This window comes from Ditibartonella apihabitans, from assembly GCF_002007485.1.
GTDB lineage: Bacteria > Pseudomonadota > Alphaproteobacteria > Rhizobiales > Rhizobiaceae > Bartonella > Bartonella apihabitans.
In genome coordinates this window covers 2,559,915-2,583,491 of record NZ_CP015820.1, presented here as the reverse complement: position 1 = coordinate 2,583,491, position 23,577 = coordinate 2,559,915, and the positions used below count along the sequence as shown (strand labels likewise).

Annotated in this window: 20 protein-coding genes; 15 read left to right on the top strand and 5 right to left on the bottom strand. The window is 47.1% G+C overall.

Annotated features, from left to right (window positions below):
- The first annotated feature begins 255 nt into the window (after positions 1-255).
- The 8 genes from mdh (at position 256) to lpdA (ending at position 10,301) form a co-directional block, all read left to right on the top strand.
- Positions 256-1,218: a malate dehydrogenase gene (gene mdh / locus BBC0178_RS11575; RefSeq protein WP_077973362.1), complete on the top strand. Its 963-nt coding sequence runs from the start codon at positions 256-258 to the stop codon at positions 1,216-1,218.
- 92 nt (positions 1,219-1,310) lie between these two features.
- A complete protein-coding gene (gene sucC, locus BBC0178_RS11570; protein ID WP_078040263.1) occupies positions 1,311-2,507 on the top strand; it encodes an ADP-forming succinate--CoA ligase subunit beta in 1,197 nt (398 codons plus the stop codon).
- 4 nt (positions 2,508-2,511) lie between these two features.
- Positions 2,512-3,414 (top strand): succinate--CoA ligase subunit alpha, encoded by a 903-nt coding sequence (sucD, locus tag BBC0178_RS11565; protein ID WP_078040262.1) that lies wholly within the window; start codon positions 2,512-2,514, stop codon positions 3,412-3,414.
- A gap of 132 nt (positions 3,415-3,546) precedes the next feature.
- Positions 3,547-6,543, top strand: coding sequence for a 2-oxoglutarate dehydrogenase E1 component (locus BBC0178_RS11560; RefSeq protein WP_078040261.1), 2,997 nt, complete (start codon positions 3,547-3,549; stop codon positions 6,541-6,543).
- A gap of 33 nt (positions 6,544-6,576) precedes the next feature.
- On the top strand, positions 6,577-7,794 hold the full coding sequence (gene odhB / locus BBC0178_RS11555; RefSeq protein WP_078040260.1) for a 2-oxoglutarate dehydrogenase complex dihydrolipoyllysine-residue succinyltransferase: 1,218 nt from the start codon (positions 6,577-6,579) through the stop codon (positions 7,792-7,794).
- Between the two features lie 16 nt (positions 7,795-7,810).
- Entirely contained in the window at positions 7,811-8,206 is a 396-nt protein-coding gene (locus BBC0178_RS11550) for an MAPEG family protein (protein ID WP_078040259.1), read from the top strand.
- 3 nt (positions 8,207-8,209) lie between these two features.
- Complete coding sequence (locus tag BBC0178_RS11545; protein ID WP_077973354.1) at positions 8,210-8,848, top strand: LysE family transporter; 639 nt, start codon at positions 8,210-8,212, stop codon at positions 8,846-8,848.
- 46 nt (positions 8,849-8,894) lie between these two features.
- Entirely contained in the window at positions 8,895-10,301 is a 1,407-nt protein-coding gene (lpdA, locus tag BBC0178_RS11540) for a dihydrolipoyl dehydrogenase (protein ID WP_078040258.1), read from the top strand.
- 385 nt (positions 10,302-10,686) lie between these two features.
- Here lpdA and BBC0178_RS11535 read toward each other — a convergent pair whose 3' ends face one another.
- From BBC0178_RS11535 to BBC0178_RS11525, 3 genes are read right to left on the bottom strand one after another with little or no spacing between them, the layout of a single operon-like run.
- On the bottom strand, positions 10,687-11,814 hold the full coding sequence (locus BBC0178_RS11535; protein ID WP_078040257.1) for a TraB/GumN family protein: 1,128 nt from the start codon (positions 11,812-11,814) through the stop codon (positions 10,687-10,689).
- A gap of 37 nt (positions 11,815-11,851) precedes the next feature.
- Complete coding sequence (locus tag BBC0178_RS11530; protein WP_078040256.1) at positions 11,852-13,090, bottom strand: saccharopine dehydrogenase family protein; 1,239 nt, start codon at positions 13,088-13,090, stop codon at positions 11,852-11,854.
- Between the two features lie 57 nt (positions 13,091-13,147).
- Positions 13,148-14,245: a carboxynorspermidine decarboxylase gene (locus BBC0178_RS11525; protein ID WP_078040475.1), complete on the bottom strand. Its 1,098-nt coding sequence runs from the start codon at positions 14,243-14,245 to the stop codon at positions 13,148-13,150.
- A gap of 176 nt (positions 14,246-14,421) precedes the next feature.
- Between BBC0178_RS11525 and BBC0178_RS11520 the strand changes: the two genes are divergently transcribed.
- From BBC0178_RS11520 to mnhG, 7 genes are all read left to right on the top strand, one after another.
- A complete protein-coding gene (locus BBC0178_RS11520) occupies positions 14,422-14,880 on the top strand; it encodes a BA14K family protein (protein ID WP_078040255.1) in 459 nt (152 codons plus the stop codon).
- A gap of 216 nt (positions 14,881-15,096) precedes the next feature.
- Positions 15,097-18,018, top strand: a complete 2,922-nt coding sequence (locus BBC0178_RS11515) for a monovalent cation/H+ antiporter subunit A (RefSeq protein ID WP_078040254.1) — start codon at positions 15,097-15,099, stop codon at positions 18,016-18,018.
- Positions 18,018-18,359 carry a Na+/H+ antiporter subunit C gene (locus BBC0178_RS11510; RefSeq protein ID WP_075869471.1) on the top strand — a complete coding sequence of 114 codons (342 nt, stop codon included), beginning with the start codon at positions 18,018-18,020 and terminating at the stop codon, positions 18,357-18,359. Before BBC0178_RS11515 ends, BBC0178_RS11510 begins: the two co-directional genes overlap by 1 nt.
- The gene (locus tag BBC0178_RS11505; RefSeq protein ID WP_078040474.1) at positions 18,359-20,035 is read left to right on the top strand and encodes a monovalent cation/H+ antiporter subunit D; all 1,677 of its coding nucleotides are present in this window, start codon (positions 18,359-18,361) and stop codon (positions 20,033-20,035) included. The genes BBC0178_RS11510 and BBC0178_RS11505 overlap by 1 nt, the downstream gene beginning before the upstream one ends.
- Positions 20,032-20,523, top strand: coding sequence for a Na+/H+ antiporter subunit E (locus tag BBC0178_RS11500; RefSeq protein WP_077973338.1), 492 nt, complete (start codon positions 20,032-20,034; stop codon positions 20,521-20,523). The genes BBC0178_RS11505 and BBC0178_RS11500 overlap by 4 nt, the downstream gene beginning before the upstream one ends.
- The gene (locus tag BBC0178_RS11495) at positions 20,520-20,801 is read left to right on the top strand and encodes a K+/H+ antiporter subunit F (RefSeq protein ID WP_078040253.1); all 282 of its coding nucleotides are present in this window, start codon (positions 20,520-20,522) and stop codon (positions 20,799-20,801) included. Before BBC0178_RS11500 ends, BBC0178_RS11495 begins: the two co-directional genes overlap by 4 nt.
- Positions 20,798-21,214: a monovalent cation/H(+) antiporter subunit G gene (mnhG, locus tag BBC0178_RS11490; RefSeq protein WP_078040252.1), complete on the top strand. Its 417-nt coding sequence runs from the start codon at positions 20,798-20,800 to the stop codon at positions 21,212-21,214. The genes BBC0178_RS11495 and mnhG overlap by 4 nt, the downstream gene beginning before the upstream one ends.
- 286 nt (positions 21,215-21,500) lie before the next feature.
- On the opposite strand, the gene BBC0178_RS11485 is transcribed toward mnhG, so the two are convergent.
- Positions 21,501-22,445 carry a prephenate/arogenate dehydrogenase family protein gene (locus tag BBC0178_RS11485; RefSeq protein WP_075913782.1) on the bottom strand — a complete coding sequence of 315 codons (945 nt, stop codon included), beginning with the start codon at positions 22,443-22,445 and terminating at the stop codon, positions 21,501-21,503.
- 4 nt (positions 22,446-22,449) lie between these two features.
- The gene (gene hisC, locus BBC0178_RS11480; RefSeq protein WP_078040251.1) at positions 22,450-23,556 is read right to left on the bottom strand and encodes a histidinol-phosphate transaminase; all 1,107 of its coding nucleotides are present in this window, start codon (positions 23,554-23,556) and stop codon (positions 22,450-22,452) included.
- Between the last annotated feature and the right edge of the window lie 21 nt (positions 23,557-23,577).

Below are 23,577 nucleotides of genomic sequence, written 5' to 3'. Positions count from 1 at the left end.
AGTCAATATAACCGATTGATTTTATTAGCTTTAGATAAATCTATTGTAATTTTCGGCGATTCAGCCTATCGACGTAAGAGGTGTAGGTTTTACGACTGTGCTTTTGTCGCAGGTCGAATCTATACGGGAGTATTAACAAACCCGATTTTTTATTCGGGCTTTCAAGCCGGATAAAAATGAGGGGAGTTTTGATCATGTCGGCGAGGAGCAAATCTGCTTTATTTTTCCGACAGTATTTTTAGGGAAGAAACCAGAATGGCACGCAATAAAATAGCTCTCATCGGTTCAGGGATGATTGGGGGCACATTGGCACACTTGATCGGATTAAAAGAACTTGGCGACGTTGTCTTGTTCGATATTGCCGAGGGTGTGCCGCAGGGTAAAGGTCTTGATATTGCCGAATCTTCACCGGTTGAAGGTTTCGACGCCAAATATACCGGCGCCAATAGCTATGCGGCTATCGAGGGCGCCGACGTTATAATCGTCACCGCAGGTGTTCCCCGTAAACCCGGAATGAGCCGCGATGATCTTCTCGGGATCAACCTCAAAGTTATGGAACAGGTTGGCGCCGGAATTAAGAAATACGCTCCCGACGCATTTGTTATCTGCATCACCAATCCGCTTGATGCAATGGTTTGGGCTTTGCAGAAATTTTCAGGTTTGCCGGCTAATAAGGTTGTTGGCATGGCTGGCGTTCTCGACTCTGCACGGTTCCGTTATTTCCTCGCCGAAGAATTCAAGGTTTCGGTCGACGATGTGACGGCTTTTGTTCTGGGTGGCCACGGTGACTCGATGGTGCCGCTTGCCCGTTATTCGACAGTTGCCGGTATTCCTTTACCTGATCTTGTCAAAATGGGTTGGACAACCGAAGCAAAGCTCGAAAAAATTATTCAGCGTACCCGCGATGGCGGTGCAGAAATCGTTGGTTTGTTGAAAACCGGTTCGGCTTATTATGCTCCGGCAGCATCGGCCATTTCGATGGCAGAAGCTTATCTGAAAGATAAAAAGCGTGTTGTACCGGTTGCTGCGCATCTTTCTGGCCAGTACGGCGTTAAAGACACATATGTCGGTGTTCCTGTTGTTTTGGGCGCTGGCGGTGTTGAACGCGTTATCGAAATTGAACTTGATAAGAAAGAAAAGGAAGCTTTCGATAAATCTGTTCATGCTGTTCATGGCCTTTGTGAAGCTTGCTTAAAACTAGCACCAAACTTGAAATAAGTGGGGGTGGCCCCACTTTTTCATTCACTTAAGTCGGATACACCGATTTTCCGGGACCGGACTTTCGGCCCATAATAGAAAAGGAAAAATGAATGAATATCCATGAATATCAGGCCAAGCGTCTGCTTCATGAATATGGCGCACCGATTGCAAATGGTGTTGCTGTCTATTCTGTAGAGCAGGCAGAGGAATGGGCAAAAAAATTGCCTGGACCTCTTTATGTCGTTAAAAGCCAGATTCACGCTGGTGGTCGCGGCAAGGGTAAGTTTAAAGAACTTGGTCCCGATGCTAAAGGTGGGGTCCGTCTTGCAAAATCGGTTGAAGAAGTTGTTGCCAATGTCAAAGAAATGCTTGGCAAAACACTCGTCACCAAGCAGACAGGTCCGGCCGGAAAACAGGTAAATCGTCTTTATATCGAAGATGGTGCCGATATTGAACGCGAACTTTATCTGTCGATCCTCGTTGACCGTACGGTCGGACAGATCGCCTTTGTCGTTTCGACAGAAGGCGGTATGGATATCGAAACCGTTGCTCATGACACACCGGAAAAAATTCTCACCCTTCCGATTGATCCGGATAAGGGGGTTACTGCTGAAGACAGCGCAAAACTTTGCGATGCTCTGAAGCTTGATGGTGTTGCTCGTGAAGACGGATTGAAACTTTTCCCGATTCTTTACAAAGCTTTTGTCGAAAAAGACATGAGCCTTCTTGAAATCAATCCGCTGATCGTCATGAAAAACGGTCATTTGCGGTTGCTCGACTCGAAGGTGTCGTTCGACAATAATGCACTTTTCCGTCACCCCGACATTGTCGAGTTGCGGGATCCTTCAGAGGAAGATCCGAAGGAAATCGAAGCTTCCAAACACGATCTTGCCTATATCGCTCTTGATGGCAATATCGGTTGTATGGTCAACGGTGCCGGCCTTGCTATGGCAACGATGGATATCATCAAGCTTTATGGTGGCGAGCCGGCAAACTTTCTTGATGTTGGTGGTGGTGCTTCCAAGGAACGCGTAACTGCCGCTTTCAAGATTATTACAGCCGACCCCCACGTTCAGGGCATATTGGTGAATATTTTCGGTGGTATTATGCGTTGCGATGTTATCGCCGAAGGTGTTCTGGCTGCGGTCAAGGAAGTCGGTTTGAAAGTGCCTCTGGTTATTCGTCTTGAAGGCACGAATGTTGATAAGGGCAAAGCTCTTATTAATGAAAGTGGTCTGAATGTCATCTCGGCGGATGATCTTGACGATGCCGCCAAGAAAATTGTCGCAGCCGTGAAGGGAGCTTGAAGTCATGTCGATTCTTATCAACAAGGATACAAAAGTTCTCGTACAGGGTTTGACCGGCAAAACAGGTACCTTCCATACCGAGCAGGCACTTGCCTATCATGGAACCAAAATGGTGGGTGGCGTTAACCCGAAAAAAGGTGGCGAGACCTGGCATGGCGCCAATGGTGAAGAACTGCCTATTTTCGCAACTGTTGCCGAAGGTAAGGACAAGACCGGTGCCGACGCATCGGTGATCTATGTTCCACCGGCAGGTGCTGCGGTTGCAATCATGGAAGCAATTGATGCCGAAATTGGCCTTATTGTCTGTATCACGGAAGGTATTCCGGTTCTTGATATGGTCAAGGTCAAGGCAAAATTGAGAAAATCGAAATCGCGCCTTATCGGTCCGAACTGCCCCGGTGTACTCACACCTGATGAATGCAAAATCGGCATTATGCCAGGATCGATCTTCAAGAAAGGTTCGGTCGGTGTTGTATCGCGCTCGGGAACTTTGACCTATGAGGCTGTTTATCAGACAACGGTCGAAGGTTTGGGTCAGACAACAGCTGTTGGCATTGGTGGCGATCCGGTCAAGGGTACTGAATTTATCGACGTACTCGAGATGTTCCTTGCAGATGACGAAACCAAGTCGATCGTTATGATCGGTGAAATTGGCGGTTCTGCCGAGGAAGACGCTTCCCAATTCCTGATTGATGAAGCCAAGAAAGGGCGCAAAAAACCGGTTGTCGGTTTTATCGCCGGTCGTACAGCGCCCAAGGGCCGTACAATGGGCCATGCCGGTGCGGTGATTTCCGGTGGCAAAGGTGGAGCAGAAGACAAGATCGCTGCTATGGAAGCAGCCGGTATTCGTGTTTCTCCCTCGCCTGCACAAATCGGCAAGACCCTCGTCGAGGTTCTCAAAGATTAATAGTAAAAGCCACCCGGGCGACTGGTTCGGGTGGCTTGATTTTTTTAACAGAAGCAAATGCTTCTTCAACACCAATTCGTAGGGTGTTCCCGCGGATATTAAGGAGACGGAACAGGTGTTCCGGCAGAATATATGGCAAGGCAGGACCAGACAAACGATCTTTTTGAACAAACTTCGTTTTTATATGGTGGCAATGCTGACTATATAGATCAGCTTTATGCCGAATATGAGAAAAATCCCGCTGGCGTAGATCCGCAATGGCGTGAATTTTTCGATAATTTAAAAGATAATAAGGAAGATGTGCTGAAAAATGCTGAAGGCGCATCCTGGCAGCGTGACAACTGGCCGGTAAAACCGGTTGGCGAGCTGGTATCGGCTCTGGACGGTGATTGGTCGGCTGTTGAAAAACATATGGGCGACAAGCTCAAAGGCAAAGCAGCAGAAGCAGCCAAAAAAGGCGGTTCGGCTGTAAGCGATGCCGATATTATTCAGGCTACACGCGATTCAGTGCGCGCAATTATGATGATCCGCGCCTATCGTATACGCGGCCATCTTCATGCGAAACTCGATCCGTTACAATTGCGTGAAGCACCGGAAGATTATAACGAATTGTCGCCTGAGACCTATGGTTTCACAACGGCTGACTATGATCGCAAGATATTTATCGACAATGTTCTCGGGCTTGAATATGCAACAATCCCGCAGATGTTGGAAATATTGAAAAACACCTATTGCAACACAATCGGTGTCGAATTCATGCATATTTCCGATCCGGCAGAAAAAAGCTGGATTCAGGAACGAATCGAGGGCCCGAACAATTGGGTATCGTTCACGCCTGAAGGTAAAAAGGCTATTGTCCATAAGCTCGTAGAAGCCGAGGGTTTCGAAAAGTTTCTGGATACAAAATATAAGGGCACAAAGCGTTTCGGCCTTGATGGCGGTGAATCGCTTATTCCGGCTCTTGAACAGATCATCAAGCGCGGTGGTGCTCTTGGTGTTGAAGAAATCGTTTTCGGCATGGCTCACCGCGGACGTCTTAACGTTCTTTCGCAGGTGCTCTCCAAGCCCCATCGCGCGATCTTCCATGAATTCAAGGGTGGCTCATATAAGCCTGACGATGTCGAAGGTTCGGGCGATGTGAAATACCATCTGGGTACATCTTCCGATCGCGAGTTCGATGGCAACAAGGTGCATTTGTCACTTCTTGCCAACCCGTCCCACCTCGAAATTGTCGACCCGGTTGTTATCGGTAAAACCCGTGCAAAACAGGATTTGCTTGCCGGTCCGAGCCGCAGTGATCTGGTTCCGCTCAGTGAACGCGCAAAAGTTATGCCGGTTCTTATCCACGGTGATGCAGCTTTTGCAGGCCAAGGTGTTATTCAGGAAACATTGGGTCTTTCGGGGCTGAAAGGTTTCCGTGTTGCCGGCTCGATCCACTTCATCATCAACAACCAGATCGGCTTTACCACCAATCCGCGTTTCGGTCGCTCGACGCCTTATCCGTCAGATATTGCCAAGATGATCGACGCGCCGATTTTCCACGTCAATGGCGATGATCCGGAAGCGGTTGTTTATGTTGCCAAAGTTGCAACAGAATTCCGCATGATTTTCCATAAGCCGGTTGTTATCGACATGTTCTGCTATCGCCGGTTTGGTCACAATGAAGGTGATGAACCGTCCTTCACGCAGCCATTGATGTATAAAGCCATTCGTGGTCATAAAACCACTTTGGAACTTTATGGCGAGAAGCTGGAAAAAGAAGGCCTTATCAAGGCGGAAGAACTCGACCAGCAAAAGCGCGAGTGGCACGATAAGCTTGAAAAAGAGTTTGAAGCAGCCACTTCCTATAAGCCCAATAAGGCCGATTGGCTTGATGGCACATGGACGGGCTTGAAAGCCGCCGACAATGCCGACGATCAACGTCGTGGCGCAACCGGTGTGCCGATCAAGACACTGAAAGAAATTGGTGAACGTCTTGTTGACATTCCGGCCGATTTCCATGTTCACAAGACCATTAAGCGTTTCCTTGATAACCGTGCAAAAATGTTTGAAACAGGTGAAGGAATCGATTGGGCAACCGGCGAAGCTTTGGCTTTCGGTTCACTCGTTATCGAAGGTGCACCAGTTCGTCTTTCCGGTGAAGATGTCGAACGTGGTACATTCAGCCAGCGTCATTCTGTTCTCTATGATCAGGAAAACGAAAACCGCTATATCCCGTTAAATAATCTCAAAAAGGGTCAGGCCATTTATGAACCTGTCAACTCGATGCTTTCGGAAGAAGGTGTATTGGGATTTGAATATGGATATTCACTGGCACAACCGCTCGGCTTGAACTTGTGGGAAGCCCAATTCGGTGACTTCGCCAATGGTGCACAGGTTCTTTTCGACCAGTTCATTTCTTCGGGCGAGCGCAAATGGTTGCGTATGAGCGGCCTTGTCTGCCTGTTGCCACACGGATTTGAAGGTCAGGGACCTGAGCACTCTTCAGCCCGCCTTGAACGTTATCTGCAACTATGTGCAGAAGATAATATGCAAGTTGCCAATTGTACGACACCGGCAAATTACTTCCACATTTTGCGCCGTCAGATCAAACGCGATTTCCGTAAACCCTTGATCTTGATGACACCGAAATCCTTGTTGCGTCACAAACGCGCCATTTCTTCGTTGAGCGATATGGGAGCCGATACAACGTTCCATCGCTTGTTGCTCGATGACGCCCAACAGCTCAAGGATCAGGCAATCAAGTTGCAGAAAGACAACAAGATCCGTCGCGTTGTTCTCTGCTCCGGCAAGGTCTATTATGACCTTTACGAAGAGCGCGAGAAACGCGGAATCGATGATGTCTATCTGTTGCGTGTTGAACAACTTTACCCGTTCCCGGCAAAAGCCTTGATCACTGTTCTTTCCCGCTTCTTGCAGGCGGAAATCGTCTGGTGTCAGGAAGAGCCGAAAAATATGGGTGCCTGGTCATTTATCGAACCGTATCTTGAATGGGTACTGGCTCATATCGGTGCGAAATATCCTCGCGCCCGTTATGCCGGTCGTCCTGCAAGTGCTTCGCCTGCAACCGGGCTTATGTCGCAACATCTTCAACAGCTTGCCGCGTTCCTTGAAGACGCGTTGGCTTAATTCTCAAATCACTCTGACGTATGGAAAAAAATTATGGCTAATGAAATCCGTGTTCCTACTCTGGGCGAGTCCGTTACTGAAGCAACCATTGGGAAATGGTTCAAAAAAGTTGGCGATGCTGTCGCTATGGACGAGCCCTTGGTTGAACTTGAAACTGATAAAGTAACAGTCGAGGTTCCCTCGCCTGTTGCAGGAAAATTGACAGAAATTGTTGCCAAAGAAGGTGACAATGTCGAAGTTGGCGCGCTTCTTGGCTCGATCGAGGCGGGTGCTGCCGGCAATGTTGCTCCGCAGCCAAAGCCTGCACCGGCACCGAGCGCTCCTGCACCACAACCGGCAGCAAGTGCACCTGCAGCCGCTTCCGGCTCGATGCAGCCTGCTCCTTCGGCAGCCAAGCTCATGGCTGAAAACAATTTGTCAGCCGGTCAGGTTGATGGTTCGGGCAAGCGTGGACAGGTTCTCAAAGGCGATGTTCTTGATGCTCTTGCAAAAGGCATTTCGGCCGCAGCTCCTGTTGCTGCACCGCGCGTGGCTTCCCAGCCGCAAGATGCTGCACGTGAAGAACGCGTCCGCATGACAAAATTGCGCCAGACCATTGCCCGTCGTTTGAAAGACGCACAAAACACCATGGCGATGCTCACCACTTTCAACGAAGTGGATATGTCTGCTATTATGGACTTGCGTAAACGCTACAAGGAAATGTTCGAGAAGAAACATGGCGTCAAGCTCGGCTTCATGGGCTTCTTCACCAAGGCTGTTTGCCACGCTTTGAAAGAAGTTCCTGCTGTTAATGCCGAAATCGACGGCACCGACATTATTTACAAAAATTATGTCAATGCCGGTATTGCTGTTGGTACAGCCAAAGGCCTTGTTGTTCCGGTTGTCCGTGACGCAGACCAGCTTTCAATCGCAGGAATCGAAAAAGAAATCGGTCGTCTTGGACGTCTCGCACGTGATGGCAAGCTTGCTGTCGCCGATATGCAGGGTGGCACATTCACCATCACCAATGGTGGCGTTTATGGTTCATTGATGTCGACACCTATCCTCAATGCTCCTCAATCGGGCATTCTGGGTATGCACGCCATCAAGGAACGTGCTGTCGTTGTCAATGGCGAAGTTGTTGCCCGTCCGATGATGTATCTGGCTCTCTCTTATGACCACCGTATCGTTGATGGTCAGGAAGCTGTTACATTCCTCGTTCGCGTTAAAGAATGCCTTGAAGATCCGGAACGTCTCGTTATCGATCTTTAAAATAGGATAGTCGTAAATGAATGCACCAGCAGCATTATTGGCCATAAGCGTCATATTGTTGTTGGTGCATATTTTTTTGCAGGCTTTTCTCACAACACGTGAATTGGGACGAAGCTGGAACGCCGGACCAAGAGATGGCGGAGAAACACCGAAATCTGTTTATGCCGGTCGGGCAATGCGAGCGAGTGCCAATTACCGCGAAACTTATCCGGCATTTCTGGCATTGATGTTGCTCGGTGATTTTGCACCCAATAACATCATGTTAACCGTGGCCGGTGGCTCCATATGGGTCGTAGCAAGAATTATCTATATTCCGCTTTACCTCTTGGGTATCCCCTACATCCGTAGCATCGTCTGGCTGGTTTCCATTTTCGGATTGGTCATCATGCTTTTTGCTGCTTTCTGGAGATAATTGATGGCTCCTTATTTTGTCGAATGGTCAACATTGATGGCAGTATTCGCAATTGCGGCAATAACGCCGGGAGCCGATTTCGCATTGATTTTGCGCCAATCTCTGGTTCATGGGCGTGAGGCTGCTTTTGCAACCGCTTTCGGCATCGGCGCGGCTTTGCTCTTTCACGTGAGTTACACAATTCTGGGACTTGGGTTGCTCATCTCGAAATCCCTTATTCTGTTTAATGTCGTTAAATGGCTCGGTGTTCTCTATCTTCTCTATATCGGCATTAAAAGCATTACCTCGCGTGGTATTGCGGGTGAAAAAAACGAAAATATGAAAAGTAAAAAAACACGGCAGAGTTTGAAAAAAGCATTTTTTGCCGGATTTACCGTCAATGCTCTTAATCCCAAAGCGGTGTTTTTCTTTCTTTCTATTTTCTCGACATTTGTCGCACCGATAACGCCTATGGCAGTCAAGTTTTGCTATGGCCTGTCGATGTCGGCACTTCTTATTGGATGGTTTGTTCTGGTTGGCATTTTTATGACAACCCCTGCCATTCGCTCATTATATCAACGCGCTGCCAAATGGATTGATCGCCTTTGCGGAGCCGTTTTCATCGCATTCAGTATCAGGCTTATGTTTCAGAAAGCCTCTTAAGTTTTAGAATTTTCAGGTCTCAGCGGCCGTAACGAAAGGAAAAAGAATGTCTTATGATGTTGTGGTAATTGGAGCAGGTCCCGGTGGATATGTTGCGGCAATCAAGGCAGCGCAACTCGGGCTAAAAACAGCAATCGTGGAAAAGCGCGATACATTGGGTGGTACATGTCTTAATGTCGGTTGTATTCCTTCCAAAGCTTTGCTCTATGCTTCCGAAATTTTTGCCGAAGCCCAACACGGTTTCGAGGCTTTGGGTGTTTCGGTTTCCAAACCCAAACTCGACCTTGCCGGCATGATGGCCCACAAGCAGAAAACTGTTGATGGTAACACAAGCGGTGTCGCGTTTTTGATGAAGAAAAACAAGATTGACACCGTTTACGGCACGGCAAAAATTCTTGGTGCAGGCAAAGTCGAAGTTGCTGCCAAAGATGGCTCGAAACAGACGCTTGAAACCAAAAATATCATTATCGCAACAGGTTCCGACGTTGCCGGTATTCCCGGTCTCAAGATCGATATTGACGAAAAAGTTATCGTTTCCTCAACCGGTGCTTTGTCGCTTTCCAAGGTACCTCATCACATGGTTGTGGTCGGCGCCGGTGTGATCGGTTCCGAGCTTGGTTCGGTCTGGAGCCGGCTTGGTGCAAAAGTCACAGTCGTCGAATTTCTCGACAAGGTTCTTGGGCCGATGGATGGTGAAGTTTCCAAACAGTTCCAGAAACTCATGGAAAAACAGGGCATTGAATATAAGCTCGGCGCAAAAGTAACCGGCGTTGAAAAAACCGCATCCGGTGCAAAAGTTACTTTTGAGCCTGTCAAAGGTGGTTCGGCTGAAACTCTCGAAGCTGATATTGTTCTCGTTGCTACCGGTCGTCGTCCTTACACGGAAGGGCTCGGTCTCAAAGAGGCCGGTGTAGTACTGGATGAACGTGGTCGGGTGAATATCGATTCACATTGGCAAACGAATATTGCCGGAATTTACGCTATTGGCGATGTTGTCAAAGGTCCGATGCTTGCCCATAAAGCGGAAGACGAAGGTGTTGCTCTGGCTGAAATTCTTGCCGGCCAGAAAGGCCACGTCAATTATGATGTGATCCCGAGTGTCGTTTATACAGAGCCGGAAGTCGCTTCTGTCGGTAAAACCGAAGAAGAACTCAAAGCTGCTGGTATCGAATATCGTGTTGGCAAGTTCCCCTTCTCTGCCAATGGTCGTGCCCGCGCTATGTTGAAGACTGACGGATTTGTAAAAATCCTTGCTTGTGCCAAGACCGACAAGGTTCTGGGCGGCCATATCCTTGGCTTCGGTGCCGGTGAAATGATTCACGAAATTGCTGTCTTGATGGAATTTGGCGGCTCATCGGAAGATCTGGCACGGACTTGCCATGCTCACCCGACAATGTCCGAAGCTGTAAAAGAGGCTGCATTGGCCGCTTTTTCAAAACCGATCAATATGTAAGTGAATTGACATATCATTCAAAAAGGCTGCCTTCGGGCGGCCTTTTTATTTAAATCAAACCGGATTGATAAGGTCACTCCGGAATTCTGGTGTCAGCTTGGAATAGGAGTGGCTTCTATTCAGTGCTTCCCGTTTTTAATTAAGGAAAACACGACGATAATATTCGTATCGACGAAAGCCGTGATAGGGATTCTCTTCAAGCTTTCCCATTTAAAGAAATCATTATTGATTTAATAGAAAAAAATGACCGGACTGAAAAAGAGAAACGCGTTTATCCGGTACCTGCCGCAATCGGGCCGCATGAGGTCGTAATTTTCCGCCTTAATGAGCCTTCAATATTGGCAGCAAAAGAAAACCTTCGGCCGTCTTGTTGCTTTTAAAATTGTCAGAATTTGATGGGGCTGACTTTATAGCCATGTTTGCGTAATTGTTCGACAAGCCCGCTATCGCCAACCATATGCGCTGCACCAACCGCTATAAAGCTGTTTCCTTGTTCAATCAAAGGAAGTGCGCGTTGAGACATGCGTAAGTTGCGTTTTGTCACCAGAATATCTTTGAAAATTTCCTGATCTTTTTTGCTGATCGTTGTTTTAAACATTGTATCAAGAACCAGAATTTCTCCAATGCGACTTTGTTTATAAAGTTGTGTTTCGGTATAAAACATATTGACGTAAAATTTGGGGTTTTCGAGGTAGTCTTCAATTGATCTTGCCTGAAAACTTAAAGGCAGTTTTTCAATTGCAGACAATTGTTCATCAAATGTTTCAAGACCAATAACCGGTTTTCCGAGTTTTTTGGCGTTTTGCCCGATTTCTACATCAAGTGCATGGTATCCATGAGCCTCCCGACGCGCCTCGCAGGCCGGTAGGCTCAATGTCATCCAGACGAACCATGGTTTGTTGTTGGAGATAAGATCAAAAGGCAAGTTGTGGTTTTCAAATGTAGCTTTGAGTTTATTGAATTCCTGCCGTGAAAGTCCATCCTTGAAACGTTCACCTTTCTTGGCAGTCAGAAAATCAGGAGAGGCAAGAAGCTTTGTTGCCATTGCTTTACCGTTATCATCTGCTGCTTCACTCAATTCGAGGGCGACACGATCTGCATTTTCAAGTGCTGTTTTGACTCTAGGAGCGAGATTGACGATTTCCGGATCGGTCACGTGCATTGTACCGAAAAGATAGGATGGTTCGGTTCCTTTTTTTTCAACCCTCCAGAATCGCGCATTGCCATTTTTTATTTTTCCGGCACGGCTCAAAAATTTCCGGTTTTCTTCTTTTGAAAATTTTTTAGTTAAATCCTCACCCGAACAGACGGGCGGCTCTGCCTGATTTTTTTGTTCAAGCAGTGCCTTCGGTAAAAATTTTTCAAACAGTTTTGGTTGTGGTGCTGTCTCGTCTTCACTCAATGCCGGTGAAGAAAAGCAAAAAGTGCCGGCAAACAAAGCCAAAAGAAAAGCGAAATGTCTCGATAATCTCGAGATTGTTTTGAAATATATTCGGCTTTTCTTTTGCATCATAACCTTCCGGTTTGCTGGCACTTGTCAGTCATTAAAGCTATAAATCGAGTTTTTTATCTTCTTTTCCTTCGCGAATTCGGGTGGGCAGCCCCATTTCATCAAGCTTCTTCAGAAATGGTTCCGGTGGCAATTCTTCCACATTGGCCATGGTTTTTACATCCCAATCGCCAAGTGCCACTAAGATAGCCGCTGCCACGGCCGGAACACCGGCTGTGTAGGAAATTGCTTGTGAACCTGTTTCAAGATAGGCTTCTTTGTGGTCGGCAATATTATAGATGAACAGTTCACGGTGTTTACCGTCTTTTTCACCTTTGATAAGGTCGCCAATACAGGTCTTGCCGGTATAATCCGGTGCGAGCGAAGACGGGTCCGGCAAAACAGCTTTGACCACTTTAAGCGGAACAACTTCCAAACCCTCGGCGGTTTTTACGGGCTGTTCGGATAAAAGTCCAAGATTTTTCAATACATTGAACACGGTGATATAACGTTCACCAAACCCCATCCAGAAGCGGATGTTCGGCACATCAAGATTCTTTGACAAAGAATGGATTTCGTCATGACCGGTCATATAGGTGTTGCGCCTGCCGACAACCGGCAAATCCCATTCGTGGCCGATTTCAAACATTTTGTTTGAAACCCATTTGCTGTCCTGCCACGACCAGACCTGACCGGTAAATTCGCGAAAATTGATTTCCGGATCAAAATTGGTAGCAAACCAGCGCCCGTGACTACCGGCATTAATATCGATAATATCAATGTCGCTGATCTTGTCGAAATAGTCCTGATGGGCGAGCGCTGCATAAGCATTGACCACACCGGGGTCAAATCCTGCTCCGAGAATGGCCGTTACTTTATGTGCTTCACATTCTTCGCGGCGTGGCCATTCATAATTGCCATACCAGGGGGGTGTCTCGCATATTTTTAGCGGGTCCTCGTGAATGGCGGTATCAATATAGGCTGCACCGGTCTCGATACAGGCGGAAAGAACCGACATATTGAGAAAAGCCGAGCCGACATTGATAACAATCCGGCTTTTTGTTTTGCGAATAAGATCTGCCGTCGATTTTACATCCATCGCATCGAGGTGGTGCGTTTCGAACACACCCTTCACCTTCATGGATTTTTTCTCTTTGACGGATGCGATGATCGATTCGCATTTTTGCAATGTTCGTGATGCGATATGAAGATCACCGAGAATATCGTTATGTTGGGCGCATTTATGAGCAACCACCTGAGCTACCCCACCTGCGCCAATAATCAGGATATTCTTTTTCATTCCCGGTTTGTCTCCTAAATTCTGCTTTCAAAATCTTTGTTAAACTTGGCGCCTTTTTCACGAAAGGCTTTCACAATAGTCTTTATACCCGAATTCGCGTTGAACACGAATGGTTCCATCCAATTCTTTTATCGCAATAGCGGGCATATTAAGACCATTAAACCAATTTTTTTTCACCATTGTATAGCCGGCGGCATCTTCTATCGATAAATGGTCGCCTATTTTCAACTTTTCAGGAAAATGGAAGGTTCCGAAAATATCGCCCGCAAGGCATGATTTGCCGCAAATCATAATTTCATGCGCCCCCTGATTTGGCGAAATTTTCGCTTTTTCCCGATAAACGAGAAGATCAAGCATATGGGCTTCGATGGAACTGTCAACAATCGCAAGATCTTTGCCATTATGCATTGTGTCAAGAACTGTAACTTCAAGTGTTGCGCTATTGGTAATCGAAGCTTCACCCGGTTCAAGATAAACCGTAACACCATATTTATCCGAAAAACGCTTGAGCCTGTCGGCAAAAGCTTCAAGCGGATAATCTTTACCGGTAAAATAGATACCGCCGCCAAGGCTCACCCATTCTACATGGTGAAAAAGTTGGCCGAATTTTTGTTCTATATCGGAAAGCATCCGGTCAAACAAAGCGAAGTCGCCATTCTCGCAGTTATAATGAATCATAAAACCGTTTACGAGCGGCAAAACTGCTTCGATCTTTTCGTAACTTGTTTCGCCAAGACGGCTGAAAGGGCGGGCAGGGTCGGCAAGGTCAAAGCCGGAACAACTGACCCCCGGATTTAATCGCAAACCTCTCCCGATATTTTCGGATTTTTTTTCAAATCGATGAAGCTGATTGATGGAATTGAATATGATTGTATCGGCATAAGTGATCGCTTCATCAATTTCGTAATCGGCCCAGGCAACCGAATAGGCATGGGTTTCTTTGCCGAATTTTTCTTTTCCCAAACGCAGTTCATAAAGCGATGACGATGTGGTGCCATCCATATAGCTCGCCATAAAATCGAAAACGCCCCATGTTGCAAAACATTTCAATGCCAAAAGCGATTTGGCACCCGACAGTTCACGAAGACGTGCAATTTTTTCCATATTGTGCAGCAACTTCGATTTGTCGACAAGGTAATAGGGCGTTTGAAGCATTTTTAAATCCTGCAATATCCGGTTTTTTCCGATGGCTCTTAAAGCCTCGACCACATATAGAAACACATTTCTATAAGCGCAAATATGTTCTTCATTAACTATAGCAAAAAAGAGTGCAGTTTTCTCGATTTGATGTCTGCTATAATTTTCTTGTCTCGTTCCGGGAAGGATTCTTAATGCGTAAATTCAATAAATCTTTTTGCTTGTTTGTCGGACTGCCATTGATCGGTTTGGTTGCGACTTTTTCGTCACTTGCTGCCGATCTTGATGAAAATCTCGTGATTGCGCAAAACGCAAAAACAACAGAATCCTCTGCCATTACAAGCACGAGCCGTGGCGAATTGAACGGGTTCAAAGGCTATCGTCATCACCGTACCGGTTATAAAAAACATACTGATGGCTGGTGGTATCCGGAAGCAGCATTTCAACCGGGAGCACATGCCGATAGCACCAATGTGAAACCTAAAAAAGCGTCACAAAAATCCAAAAAAGACGACGACAAGCCATGGCTTATCAAAAACCATGTCGATTTTTGTTCATCAAAATATAAGTCCTATACAAGTTCCGATAACAGCTACCAGCCTTTTGACGGTCCGCGAAAACAATGTGTATCGCATTATTATAGTCCGAAATGAACATCGTCCGATTGATGACAATCGGACTTCATAAACGCCCCATTCAGGTGAAATGAGGAAAATTTGGAAAAAACGGCAAAATTTTCTCCATTAAACTTTTGAAAAGGCTTGCGTTATATGCTTGAAAAAATCCAATATGGGATTGAGGTAAAACCGATTCATTTCCGGTGACCTATATAGAAACGAGGCCCCGAAAAACAGGATGGTGTACAGATAATGACAACACGGGAAGCAATCTTGATATTGCTGGTAATACTTCCCTTTGTTGGTAGTGCCATTATCGGTTTTTTTCGTTCCACAGCAAAAAATAATGAGGCATGGTTTGTCGGTGCGATTGCGCTTATGGCACTGTTTTGCACCATTATGCTTTATCCGGCCATTTCAGCCGACAATGTTATAAGGCTTGATATTTCATGGTTACCGCAATGGGGATTGAATTTCACCTTGCGGATAGATGGTTTTTCCTGGTTGTTTGCACTTCTGATAACGGGTATCGGCCTGCTCGTTGTTGTCTATGCCCGTTATTATATGAATCCGGCCGATCCGGTTCCGCGTTTTTTTTCATTCCTGCTTGCCTTTATGGGCTCGATGCTCGGAATGGTGTTGTCAGGCAACATTGTTCTCCTCGTTATCTTCTGGGAACTCACCAGTATTTTCTCGTTTCTTTTGATCGGCTACTGGTACCATAATGCAAGTGCACGTGACGGCGCACGCATGGCCCTAACGGTGACAGGGTTCGGCGGCTTTGCGCTTCTTGTCGGCATGTTGATTATCGGCCATATTGTCGGCAGTTATGATTTGGATGTGGTGTTGAATTCGGGTTCACTCATCAAGAGAAGTCCGCTCTATATTCCGGCACTTGTCTGTGTGCTTCTCGGAGCATTGACAAAAAGCGCACAATTTCCGTTCCATTTCTGGCTCCCTAATGCAATGGCCGCACCAACACCGGTTTCTGCCTATCTTCATTCGGCAACAATGGTCAAAGCCGGTGTGTTTCTTATGGTGCGGTTCTGGCCGGTATTGTCGGGAACAGAAGCATGGTTCTGGATTATCGGGCTTTGCGGCTTGATCACGCTTTTGATCGGTGCCTATTTTGCCATGTTCCAGCAGGACCTTAAAGGTCTGCTTGCCTATTCGACAATCAGTCATCTCGGGTTGATAACCACGCTCTTAAGTCTTGCAAGCCCGCTTGCGTGCGTTGCAGCAATTTTCCATATCGTCAACCATGCCATTTTCAAGGCATCATTGTTTATGGCAGCGGGCATTATCGACCACGAAACGGGAACCCGCGATATGCGCAAATTGTCGGGGCTTTTCCGCTATATGCCGTTTACCGGAACGTTGGCGCTGGTTGCAAGTGCTGCCATGGCAGGTGTGCCGCTTCTCAACGGCTTCATATCGAAGGAAATGTTTTTTGCCGAAGCGGTTGAAGTTCACATGGAATCATGGCTCGACAAGAGTACACCTTATCTTGCTACGCTCGCGGGATTGTTGAGTGTTACCTATTCGGTGCGTTTTATCCACGGGGTATTTTTTGGCGGGAAGCCGCATGATTTGCCAAAAACGCCGCATGAACCCCCGCATTTCATGCGTTTTCCCATCGAGCTGTTGGTGTTTTTATGCCTTCTCATCGGCATATTTCCGAAATTTGCCATCGGTGGCATATTGGGAACAGCGGTCCATTCTGTATTGGGGGCTGAAACACCGCATTATGATCTCGCTCTCTGGCATGGCTTCAATACGCCGCTTGTCATGAGCCTCATTGCTTTGATCGGCGGGCTTATACTTTATATTCTCACGCGCAAATATCTGAAATCATGTGAAGGTGGGCCGCCATTTTTCAGACATTTGAAAGGGCAGCGTATTTTTGAACGCGTATTGGTAACAATATCATGGAAATGGGCGCGTTCGGCCGAGGCTTTTCTTTCGACCCGTCGTCTGCAAGTGGAAGCACGCTGGATTATCCTTGCACCCATCGTTGCACTCTTGTTGTTAATTGCCGGCAATCAATGGATTGATGCGGGTGCATTGCCGCTTTTTCCGCTTGATCTACCGTTTTTAATTATCTGGCTGATCGGTGGTGTTTGCGCAATATTGGTTGCATGGCAGGCAAAATTCCACCGCTTTGCTTCGTTGATACTTTTAGGCGTAACGGGGCTTATGACCTGTGCCACATTCTTGTGGCTTTCCGCCCCCGATCTTGCATTGACACAATTGGTTGTGGAAGTTGTCACAACCGTTCTTCTGCTTTTGGGGCTGAGATGGCTGCCCAAACGCTTGCAAGCACCTGACCCTATGCCGGACGGTTTTACGCCATGGTTGAGAAGAGGCCGCGATTTGCTCATTGCTATTGCCGGCGGGGGCGGTTTGGCATGGCTTTCCTATTGTGTGATGACCCGTCCGCAAGGCGCAACAATTTCAGATTTTTTCCTCACCCATTCCTATTCCGATGCGGGTGGTCGCAATGTCGTTAATGTACTTCTCGTGGATTTTCGTGGCTTTGATACAATGGGCGAAATAACGGTGCTCGGTATTGTAGCGCTCACCGTTTTTGCCCTGTTGCGGCGTTTCCGTCCGGCAGTTGAAAGCATCGAGGCACCAACGCAACAACAGGTCCAGTCGGCTTTTGACGAAGCAAGGCCCGATCGGGAGGTTGGTGACACAGTTTCCGATTATCTTGTTATTCCACGCATTATCATGCATTGGCTCTTTCCGGTTATTATGGCCTTTGCGGTCTATTTGTTCATGCGCGGGCATGATTTGCCGGGTGGCGGTTTTGCCGGCGGTGTCACTATGGCTATCGGATTTATTCTGCAATATGTGGCATCGGGAACGCGGTGGGTGGAAAGTCATCTGAAAGTATTACCGCTGCGCTGGATCGGTTTCGGTATTCTTCTGGCTTTGGTAACCGGTATCGGTTCGTGGTTTTTCGGCTTCCCCTTTCTTACCTCCTATTTTCAATATACGAAGATTCCGTTTATCGGAAAAATGCCGACAGCCAGTGCTATGGCGTTCGACCTCGGTGTCTTTTCACTCGTTGTCGGCGCAACTGTGCTGATGCTCATCGCGATAGCGCACCAATCAATCCGGCATTATCGCGTTGGTAAAAGAACTGCTAAAAAAGAGGAGGGACGCTGATGGAAATTGTTCTTTCTCTCGGTATCGGTGTGCTTGCAGGTTCAGGAATCTGGCTCCTTTTGCGGCCAAGAACCTATCAGGTTATTTTGGGGCTTTCGCTTATTTCCTATGCGGTTAATCTGTTTATTTTTTCAATGGCGCGTCCCCGTTCGAATGCAGCACCGATTGTTGACCCTTCCAATCCTGTCAATCCGGCAAATTACGCCGATCCGATACCGCAAGCTCTGGTTCTTACAGCCATTGTGATCGGTTTTGCCACAACCGCATTATTTCTTGTTATTCTGCTTGTTTCACGCGGATTAACCGGTTCGGACCACGTCGATGGAAGGGAAAATAAATGATTGATTATTTTCTTCACCATCTCGTTATTCTGCCCATTCTCCTTCCTATTGCGACTGCGGCACTTCTGCTTTTTTATGATGAAAGACGCCGCAAACTCAAATTATGGATAAGCCTTTCTTCAATAGGGCTACTCGTTCTTGTTTCTATCGGGTTGATCGGGCGCGCTATTGATGTCTCACCCCATGCAGAGGTTTATAACCTCGGAAATTGGCAAGCTCCTTTTGGAATGGTTCTGGTGCTTGACCGGTTAAGTGCGGCCATGGTTTTTCTGGCAAGCATTCTTGCGGTGGCTTCATTGGTATTTTCGGCTGCCCATTGGCATAAAGCCGGTCCACACTTCCATTCTCTCATGCAATTCATGATTGCCGGTGTAAATGGTGCTTTCCTGACCGGAGATCTGTTCAATCTCTTTGTGTTTTTTGAAGTTATGTTGACAGCATCCTATGGGCTTGCCCTCCATGGTAGCGGGCTGGCGAGGGTGCGCGCCGGTATGCATTATGTGGTGATCAATCTGATTGCCTCTTCGTTTTTTCTGATAGGCGCAGCTCTCATTTACGGTGTTTGCGGAACATTGAATATGGCCGATCTTGCGTTGAAGCTCCAAACTCTCAAATCGGCCGATCGTATTATTTTCGAGTCCGGCGCGGCAATTCTCGGAATTGCCTTTCTGGTCAAAGCCGGCATGTGGCCACTCAACTTCTGGCTGACACCGACTTATAGTTCTGCTGCTGCACCAGTCGGTGCAACATTTGCTATTTTGAGCAAGGTCGGAATTTACGTTGTTTTGCGGCTTACATTACTGGTCTTTGGAACAAATGGTGGAACGTTAACCGGTTTTGGTAATGACATATTGTTTTATGGCGGGCTCGCAACTTTGATATTCGGTTTTATCGGAGTGCTTGCAAGTCAGGCTCTGGGACGGCTTGCCTCCTATAGCGTTCTGGTGTCGTCGGGAACGCTGCTTGCTGCTATCGGAACCGGCAATGCTTCGCTCACCGCTGGCGCACTTTTTTATATTGTTTCCTCCACTTTGTCGCTTGCGGCATTTTTCCTGCTCGTCGAACTCGTCGAACGTAGTCAGGATACAGCAGCCAATGTTCTTGCGGTAACAATGGAAGTTTATGGCGAAGACGAGGAAGATGAAGAGGATGAGGTCGGCACTTATATTCCGGCAACGCTTGCAATTCTTGGAGCGTGTTTCGGAATAACAGCTATTCTCATTATCGGTATGCCGCCATTTTCGGGGTTTGTTGCAAAATTCATGATGATTACCGGTGTTTTCAATCCGGATGGACTAAATGGCGATGGTTACCAACCAAGCGCGCGCGATTGGACTTTTGTCGCTCTTCTCATCTTTTCCGGTTTTGCCGCACTTATCGCCATGACGAGAACCGGCATCCGCACTTTCTGGGCGTCGATTGAAGGGAAAGTGCCACGCGTGCAAGTGATAGAATTTGCTCCCGTTGCAGGCTTGCTCGGCTTGTGTCTTCTATTGACCATCGCTGCCGGTCCGGTAGCAGGCTATATGGGAAAAGCCGCAGAAGAATTGCATCATCCGCAAAATTATATCGACAGTGTTTTGCCGCAGCAAACCGTAGCAGTGAGACCGATCCCGTCAAAAGAAATAACGGCGGGACTTATTGATAAGGTTGATGTTGAAAGGGGTGGGAAATGAAACGCATAATCCCCTATCCATTGTTGACCTTGTCGCTTCTTCTCATGTGGATGATTTTGAACGGCTTTACCTTGGGGCAGGGGATCATCGGCATTGTCGTTGGACTTGCAGGCGGGTTTTTAATGCGGCTATTAAAACCGCAGAAGGTGCATATCCATAATTGGGGCTCGGTTATCAGGCTGTTTTTTCGTGTTACGATCGATATTGTAAAGTCGAATTATGAGGTTGCCCTCTATGTGCTTTTCGGCGGTGCAAAACGGAAACAATCCGGTTTCATCACTGTTCCGCTTGAACTTAAAAACCATACGGGACTTGCTGTATTATCCTGTATTATGACAGCAACTCCCGGGACTGCCTGGATTGCCTATCATAGCAAGGATAGCAGTCTTCTTGTCCATATTCTTGATCTTGATATGGATAATGAAAATTATTGGAGAGATTTCATTAAAAATCGTTATGAAAGTCTGCTTCTGGAGATATTCCAATGAGTATTGTTATTCTTTATTGGGGCATCAATATTGCGCAATTGTTTCTGGGACTTGCGATGATCTTGTCGTTTATTCGCCTGATCCGTGGACCGCGTGCTCAGGACAGAATTTTGGGCCTTGATGCACTTTATACGGCGACTTTAATGTTGTTCGTCACTTTCGGTATGCGTTCTGGCACAACTGTTTATTTTGATTCCGCATTGGTGATTGGCCTTTTGGGCTTTGTTTCAAGTTCGGCTTTGGCCAAATTTCTGATGCGCGGGGAAGTGATCGAATGATTGAAGACTTTCCTCTCTGGCTTTCTATCGTCATTGTGTTTTTCCTGCTATTAGGCTCGGGACTGACATTGATCGGCGCCATCGGTCTTAATCGTGCAAAAAGCTTTTATGAACGTTTACACATGCCAACGCTTGGAACAAGCTGGGGTGTCAGTGGCATTATCATTGCCTCGATCATCTATTCAACGGTGAGTGGTCACAAACTCATTTCCCATTCTATATTGCTTGCAATATTTATTATCGTAACAACACCTGTCACACTCATGTTGTTATCGCGGGCAGTCATGCAGCGCGATCAATCCTCCAATTCATCCGAATTGCCGGAGAAAATGCGCTATCAAAAGATTGACGATTCTTTGCCGACGCAGCAAGAGCTTCTTGAAAAAACGCCGAGCCTTGACGATTTCAAATAATGACAAATGGTGAAATGGCTCAACGACTGTAGAGGCGAAACGGCACATTGATTAAGCCGATATAACCGAGCCGACGCTGGCATAAAAGAAATCCGGATTAACAAGAAGGCGCCCTATTTTCTTCGTCAAATATGGGCAATCATTGCTTATCGCTTGTTGCTTTTTGTTTTGAAAGCCTGTTGAGCTACACGGACATGAACCGATCGTCTCAGACAAATCCGGTTATAAGAGATAGTTAAAAGAAGCGCGTTTAATTTTGGCAAACACGCTTCTTTGTGAAGTCCGGTTATTTTTTTAGATCTTCGGGGTGTTTGCGAGCAACCTGACGACCAAAATCGGGTGCATCGACTTCCTGACCCGCATCAATAATGCCGCGTCTTACGGCACGTGTACGCGTGAAAAGGTCGAACAAAGCCTGACCATCTCCCCAGCGGATTGCGCGTTGGAGTGAAGCGAGGTCTTCACTGAAACGTCCGAGCATTTCAATGATAGCGTCTTTATTGTTCAGGCAGATGTCGCGCCACATTGTCGGGTCGGAAGAGGCAAGACGGGTAAAATCGCGAAAACCGGAAGCCGAATAGGCAATGACTTCGGAATTAGTGACTTTTTCAAGGTCGCTGGCCGTGCCGACAATGTTATAGGCAATAAGATGTGGCAAATGCGATGTGATTGCCAGAACCAGATCGTGATGTTCGGGATCCATTCTGTCAACTTTTGCACCACAGGCTTCCCAGAATTGCGTCAATTTGGCGATTGCTTTTTCATCTGTATCAGGAAGCGGGGTCAAAATGCACCAGCGATTGATGAAAAGGTCGGCAAAACCGGCGTCAGGACCGGAAAATTCCGTACCGGCAATGGGGTGACCGGGGATAAAGATGACATTATCGGGCAATTCCGGTTTCATCTGGCGGATAACCGATGCTTTGGTAGAACCGACATCGGTAACAATGGCACCGGGTTTTAGATGTGGTGCAATTTCTTTTGCAACCTGACCAGATGAACCGACCGGAACCGAAACAATAACGAGATCGGCATCTTCAACCGCTTTGCCATTGTCGGTGGTGTAGCTGTCACCGAGTTTAAGTTCGCGTGCCCGTTCAAGCGTTGTGCCTGTGCGGGTGGAAATGGCAATATGATCGGCCAATTTTTTCTGCCGGATGACACGGGCAAGAGAAGAGCCGATAAGGCCGATACCGATAAGGGCGATTTTTTTAAATTTTACTTCAGACATTTTTCTACTTCAAAAAATTTTTCAATGTGGCGACAACGCCGCGATTTGCTTCTTCGGATCCAATGGAAAGGCGCAACGCGTTCGGAAATCCGTATCCGGTAACGCGGCGCAAAATATACCCGTTGGCTTTCAGATAATCATCAGCCTGAGCGGCCGATTTATCCTTGTCTGCCGGAAAATGGATGAGCAGAAAATTGGTGACAGAAGGCGTAACCTTAAGCCCCAACGTTTCGATTTCATGTGTGAGCCAAGAACGCCATTTTGAATTATAGGCTATTGCATTCTTGAGATAGGCACGGTCGCGAAAAGCAACACTTGCAGCAGCCTGTGCCGGTACACTGACATTGAAAGCCCCACGAATACGGTTGACCGCATCAATGACATGAAGGGGCGCATACATCCACCCCACACGCAAACCGGCAAGCCCGTAAATTTTTGAAAATGTGCGTGTCATGACAACATTTTCGTTGACAGAAACAAGTTCTACGCCGGTATCGTAATCATCCTCGGTGACAAATTCGGCATAGGCACCGTCAAGGACTAAAAGCACATTTTTAGGCAGCCCTGCATGAAGCCTTTTGACCTCGGTTGCTGTCAGATAGGTGCCCGTCGGATTACCGGGATTGGCGATGAAAACGATTTTTGTTCTTTCTGTTACTGCGTCAAGAATGGCATCAATATCAATTCGGCAATCTTTTTCTTTCACAATAACAGGTTTTGCACCGGTCCCTCTGATTTGTATTTCGTAAACACCGAAGCCGTGCTCGGTCATAATACCTTCATCACCGGCTGTAAGATAGGTATTGGCTAAAAGACTCAACAAATCATCCGATCCGTTTCCCGCCATCAGATTGCTTCTTGCAAGTCCTGTCACTTCCGAAATGGCTTCAAGAAGCGGTGTGGCCGAACCATCCGGATAGAGTTCAAGATGTGCTGCGGCCTGCCGATAAGCATCAATCGCTGCAGGACAGGGCCCAAGCGGCGACTCGTTTGAAGAAAGTTTGAAAACTTTCTTTGTATTTTTTACCTCGCTTGATCCGGGAACGTAAGCTGCAATGTCCAGAATACCTTTTCTAGGCTGTGGACGGTCAACAAGAACATCTTTTTTCATCGATATTTATCCGGTCTGGTA

What these genes read in the sequence shown, in the direction of transcription:
- lpdA (WP_078040258.1), top strand. Translation starts at nt 8,895, where the DNA reads ATGTCTTATGATGTTGTGGTAATTGGAGCAGGTCCCGGTGGATATGTT.
- odhB (WP_078040260.1), top strand. Translation starts at nt 6,577, where the DNA reads ATGGCTAATGAAATCCGTGTTCCTACTCTGGGCGAGTCCGTTACTGAA.
- BBC0178_RS11495 (WP_078040253.1), top strand. Translation starts at nt 20,520, where the DNA reads ATGAGTATTGTTATTCTTTATTGGGGCATCAATATTGCGCAATTGTTT.
- sucC (WP_078040263.1), top strand. Translation starts at nt 1,311, where the DNA reads ATGAATATCCATGAATATCAGGCCAAGCGTCTGCTTCATGAATATGGC.
- BBC0178_RS11520 (WP_078040255.1), top strand. Translation starts at nt 14,422, where the DNA reads ATGCGTAAATTCAATAAATCTTTTTGCTTGTTTGTCGGACTGCCATTG.
- BBC0178_RS11510 (WP_075869471.1), top strand. Translation starts at nt 18,018, where the DNA reads ATGGAAATTGTTCTTTCTCTCGGTATCGGTGTGCTTGCAGGTTCAGGA.
- BBC0178_RS11560 (WP_078040261.1), top strand. Translation starts at nt 3,547, where the DNA reads ATGGCAAGGCAGGACCAGACAAACGATCTTTTTGAACAAACTTCGTTT.
- mdh (WP_077973362.1), top strand. Translation starts at nt 256, where the DNA reads ATGGCACGCAATAAAATAGCTCTCATCGGTTCAGGGATGATTGGGGGC.
- sucD (WP_078040262.1), top strand. Translation starts at nt 2,512, where the DNA reads ATGTCGATTCTTATCAACAAGGATACAAAAGTTCTCGTACAGGGTTTG.
- hisC (WP_078040251.1), bottom strand. Translation starts at nt 23,556, where the DNA reads ATGAAAAAAGATGTTCTTGTTGACCGTCCACAGCCTAGAAAAGGTATT.
- mnhG (WP_078040252.1), top strand. Translation starts at nt 20,798, where the DNA reads ATGATTGAAGACTTTCCTCTCTGGCTTTCTATCGTCATTGTGTTTTTC.
- BBC0178_RS11535 (WP_078040257.1), bottom strand. Translation starts at nt 11,814, where the DNA reads ATGATGCAAAAGAAAAGCCGAATATATTTCAAAACAATCTCGAGATTA.
- BBC0178_RS11530 (WP_078040256.1), bottom strand. Translation starts at nt 13,090, where the DNA reads ATGAAAAAGAATATCCTGATTATTGGCGCAGGTGGGGTAGCTCAGGTG.
- BBC0178_RS11515 (WP_078040254.1), top strand. Translation starts at nt 15,097, where the DNA reads ATGACAACACGGGAAGCAATCTTGATATTGCTGGTAATACTTCCCTTT.
- BBC0178_RS11525 (WP_078040475.1), bottom strand. Translation starts at nt 14,245, where the DNA reads ATGCTTCAAACGCCCTATTACCTTGTCGACAAATCGAAGTTGCTGCAC.
- BBC0178_RS11485 (WP_075913782.1), bottom strand. Translation starts at nt 22,445, where the DNA reads ATGTCTGAAGTAAAATTTAAAAAAATCGCCCTTATCGGTATCGGCCTT.
- BBC0178_RS11545 (WP_077973354.1), top strand. Translation starts at nt 8,210, where the DNA reads ATGGCTCCTTATTTTGTCGAATGGTCAACATTGATGGCAGTATTCGCA.
- BBC0178_RS11550 (WP_078040259.1), top strand. Translation starts at nt 7,811, where the DNA reads ATGAATGCACCAGCAGCATTATTGGCCATAAGCGTCATATTGTTGTTG.
- BBC0178_RS11500 (WP_077973338.1), top strand. Translation starts at nt 20,032, where the DNA reads ATGAAACGCATAATCCCCTATCCATTGTTGACCTTGTCGCTTCTTCTC.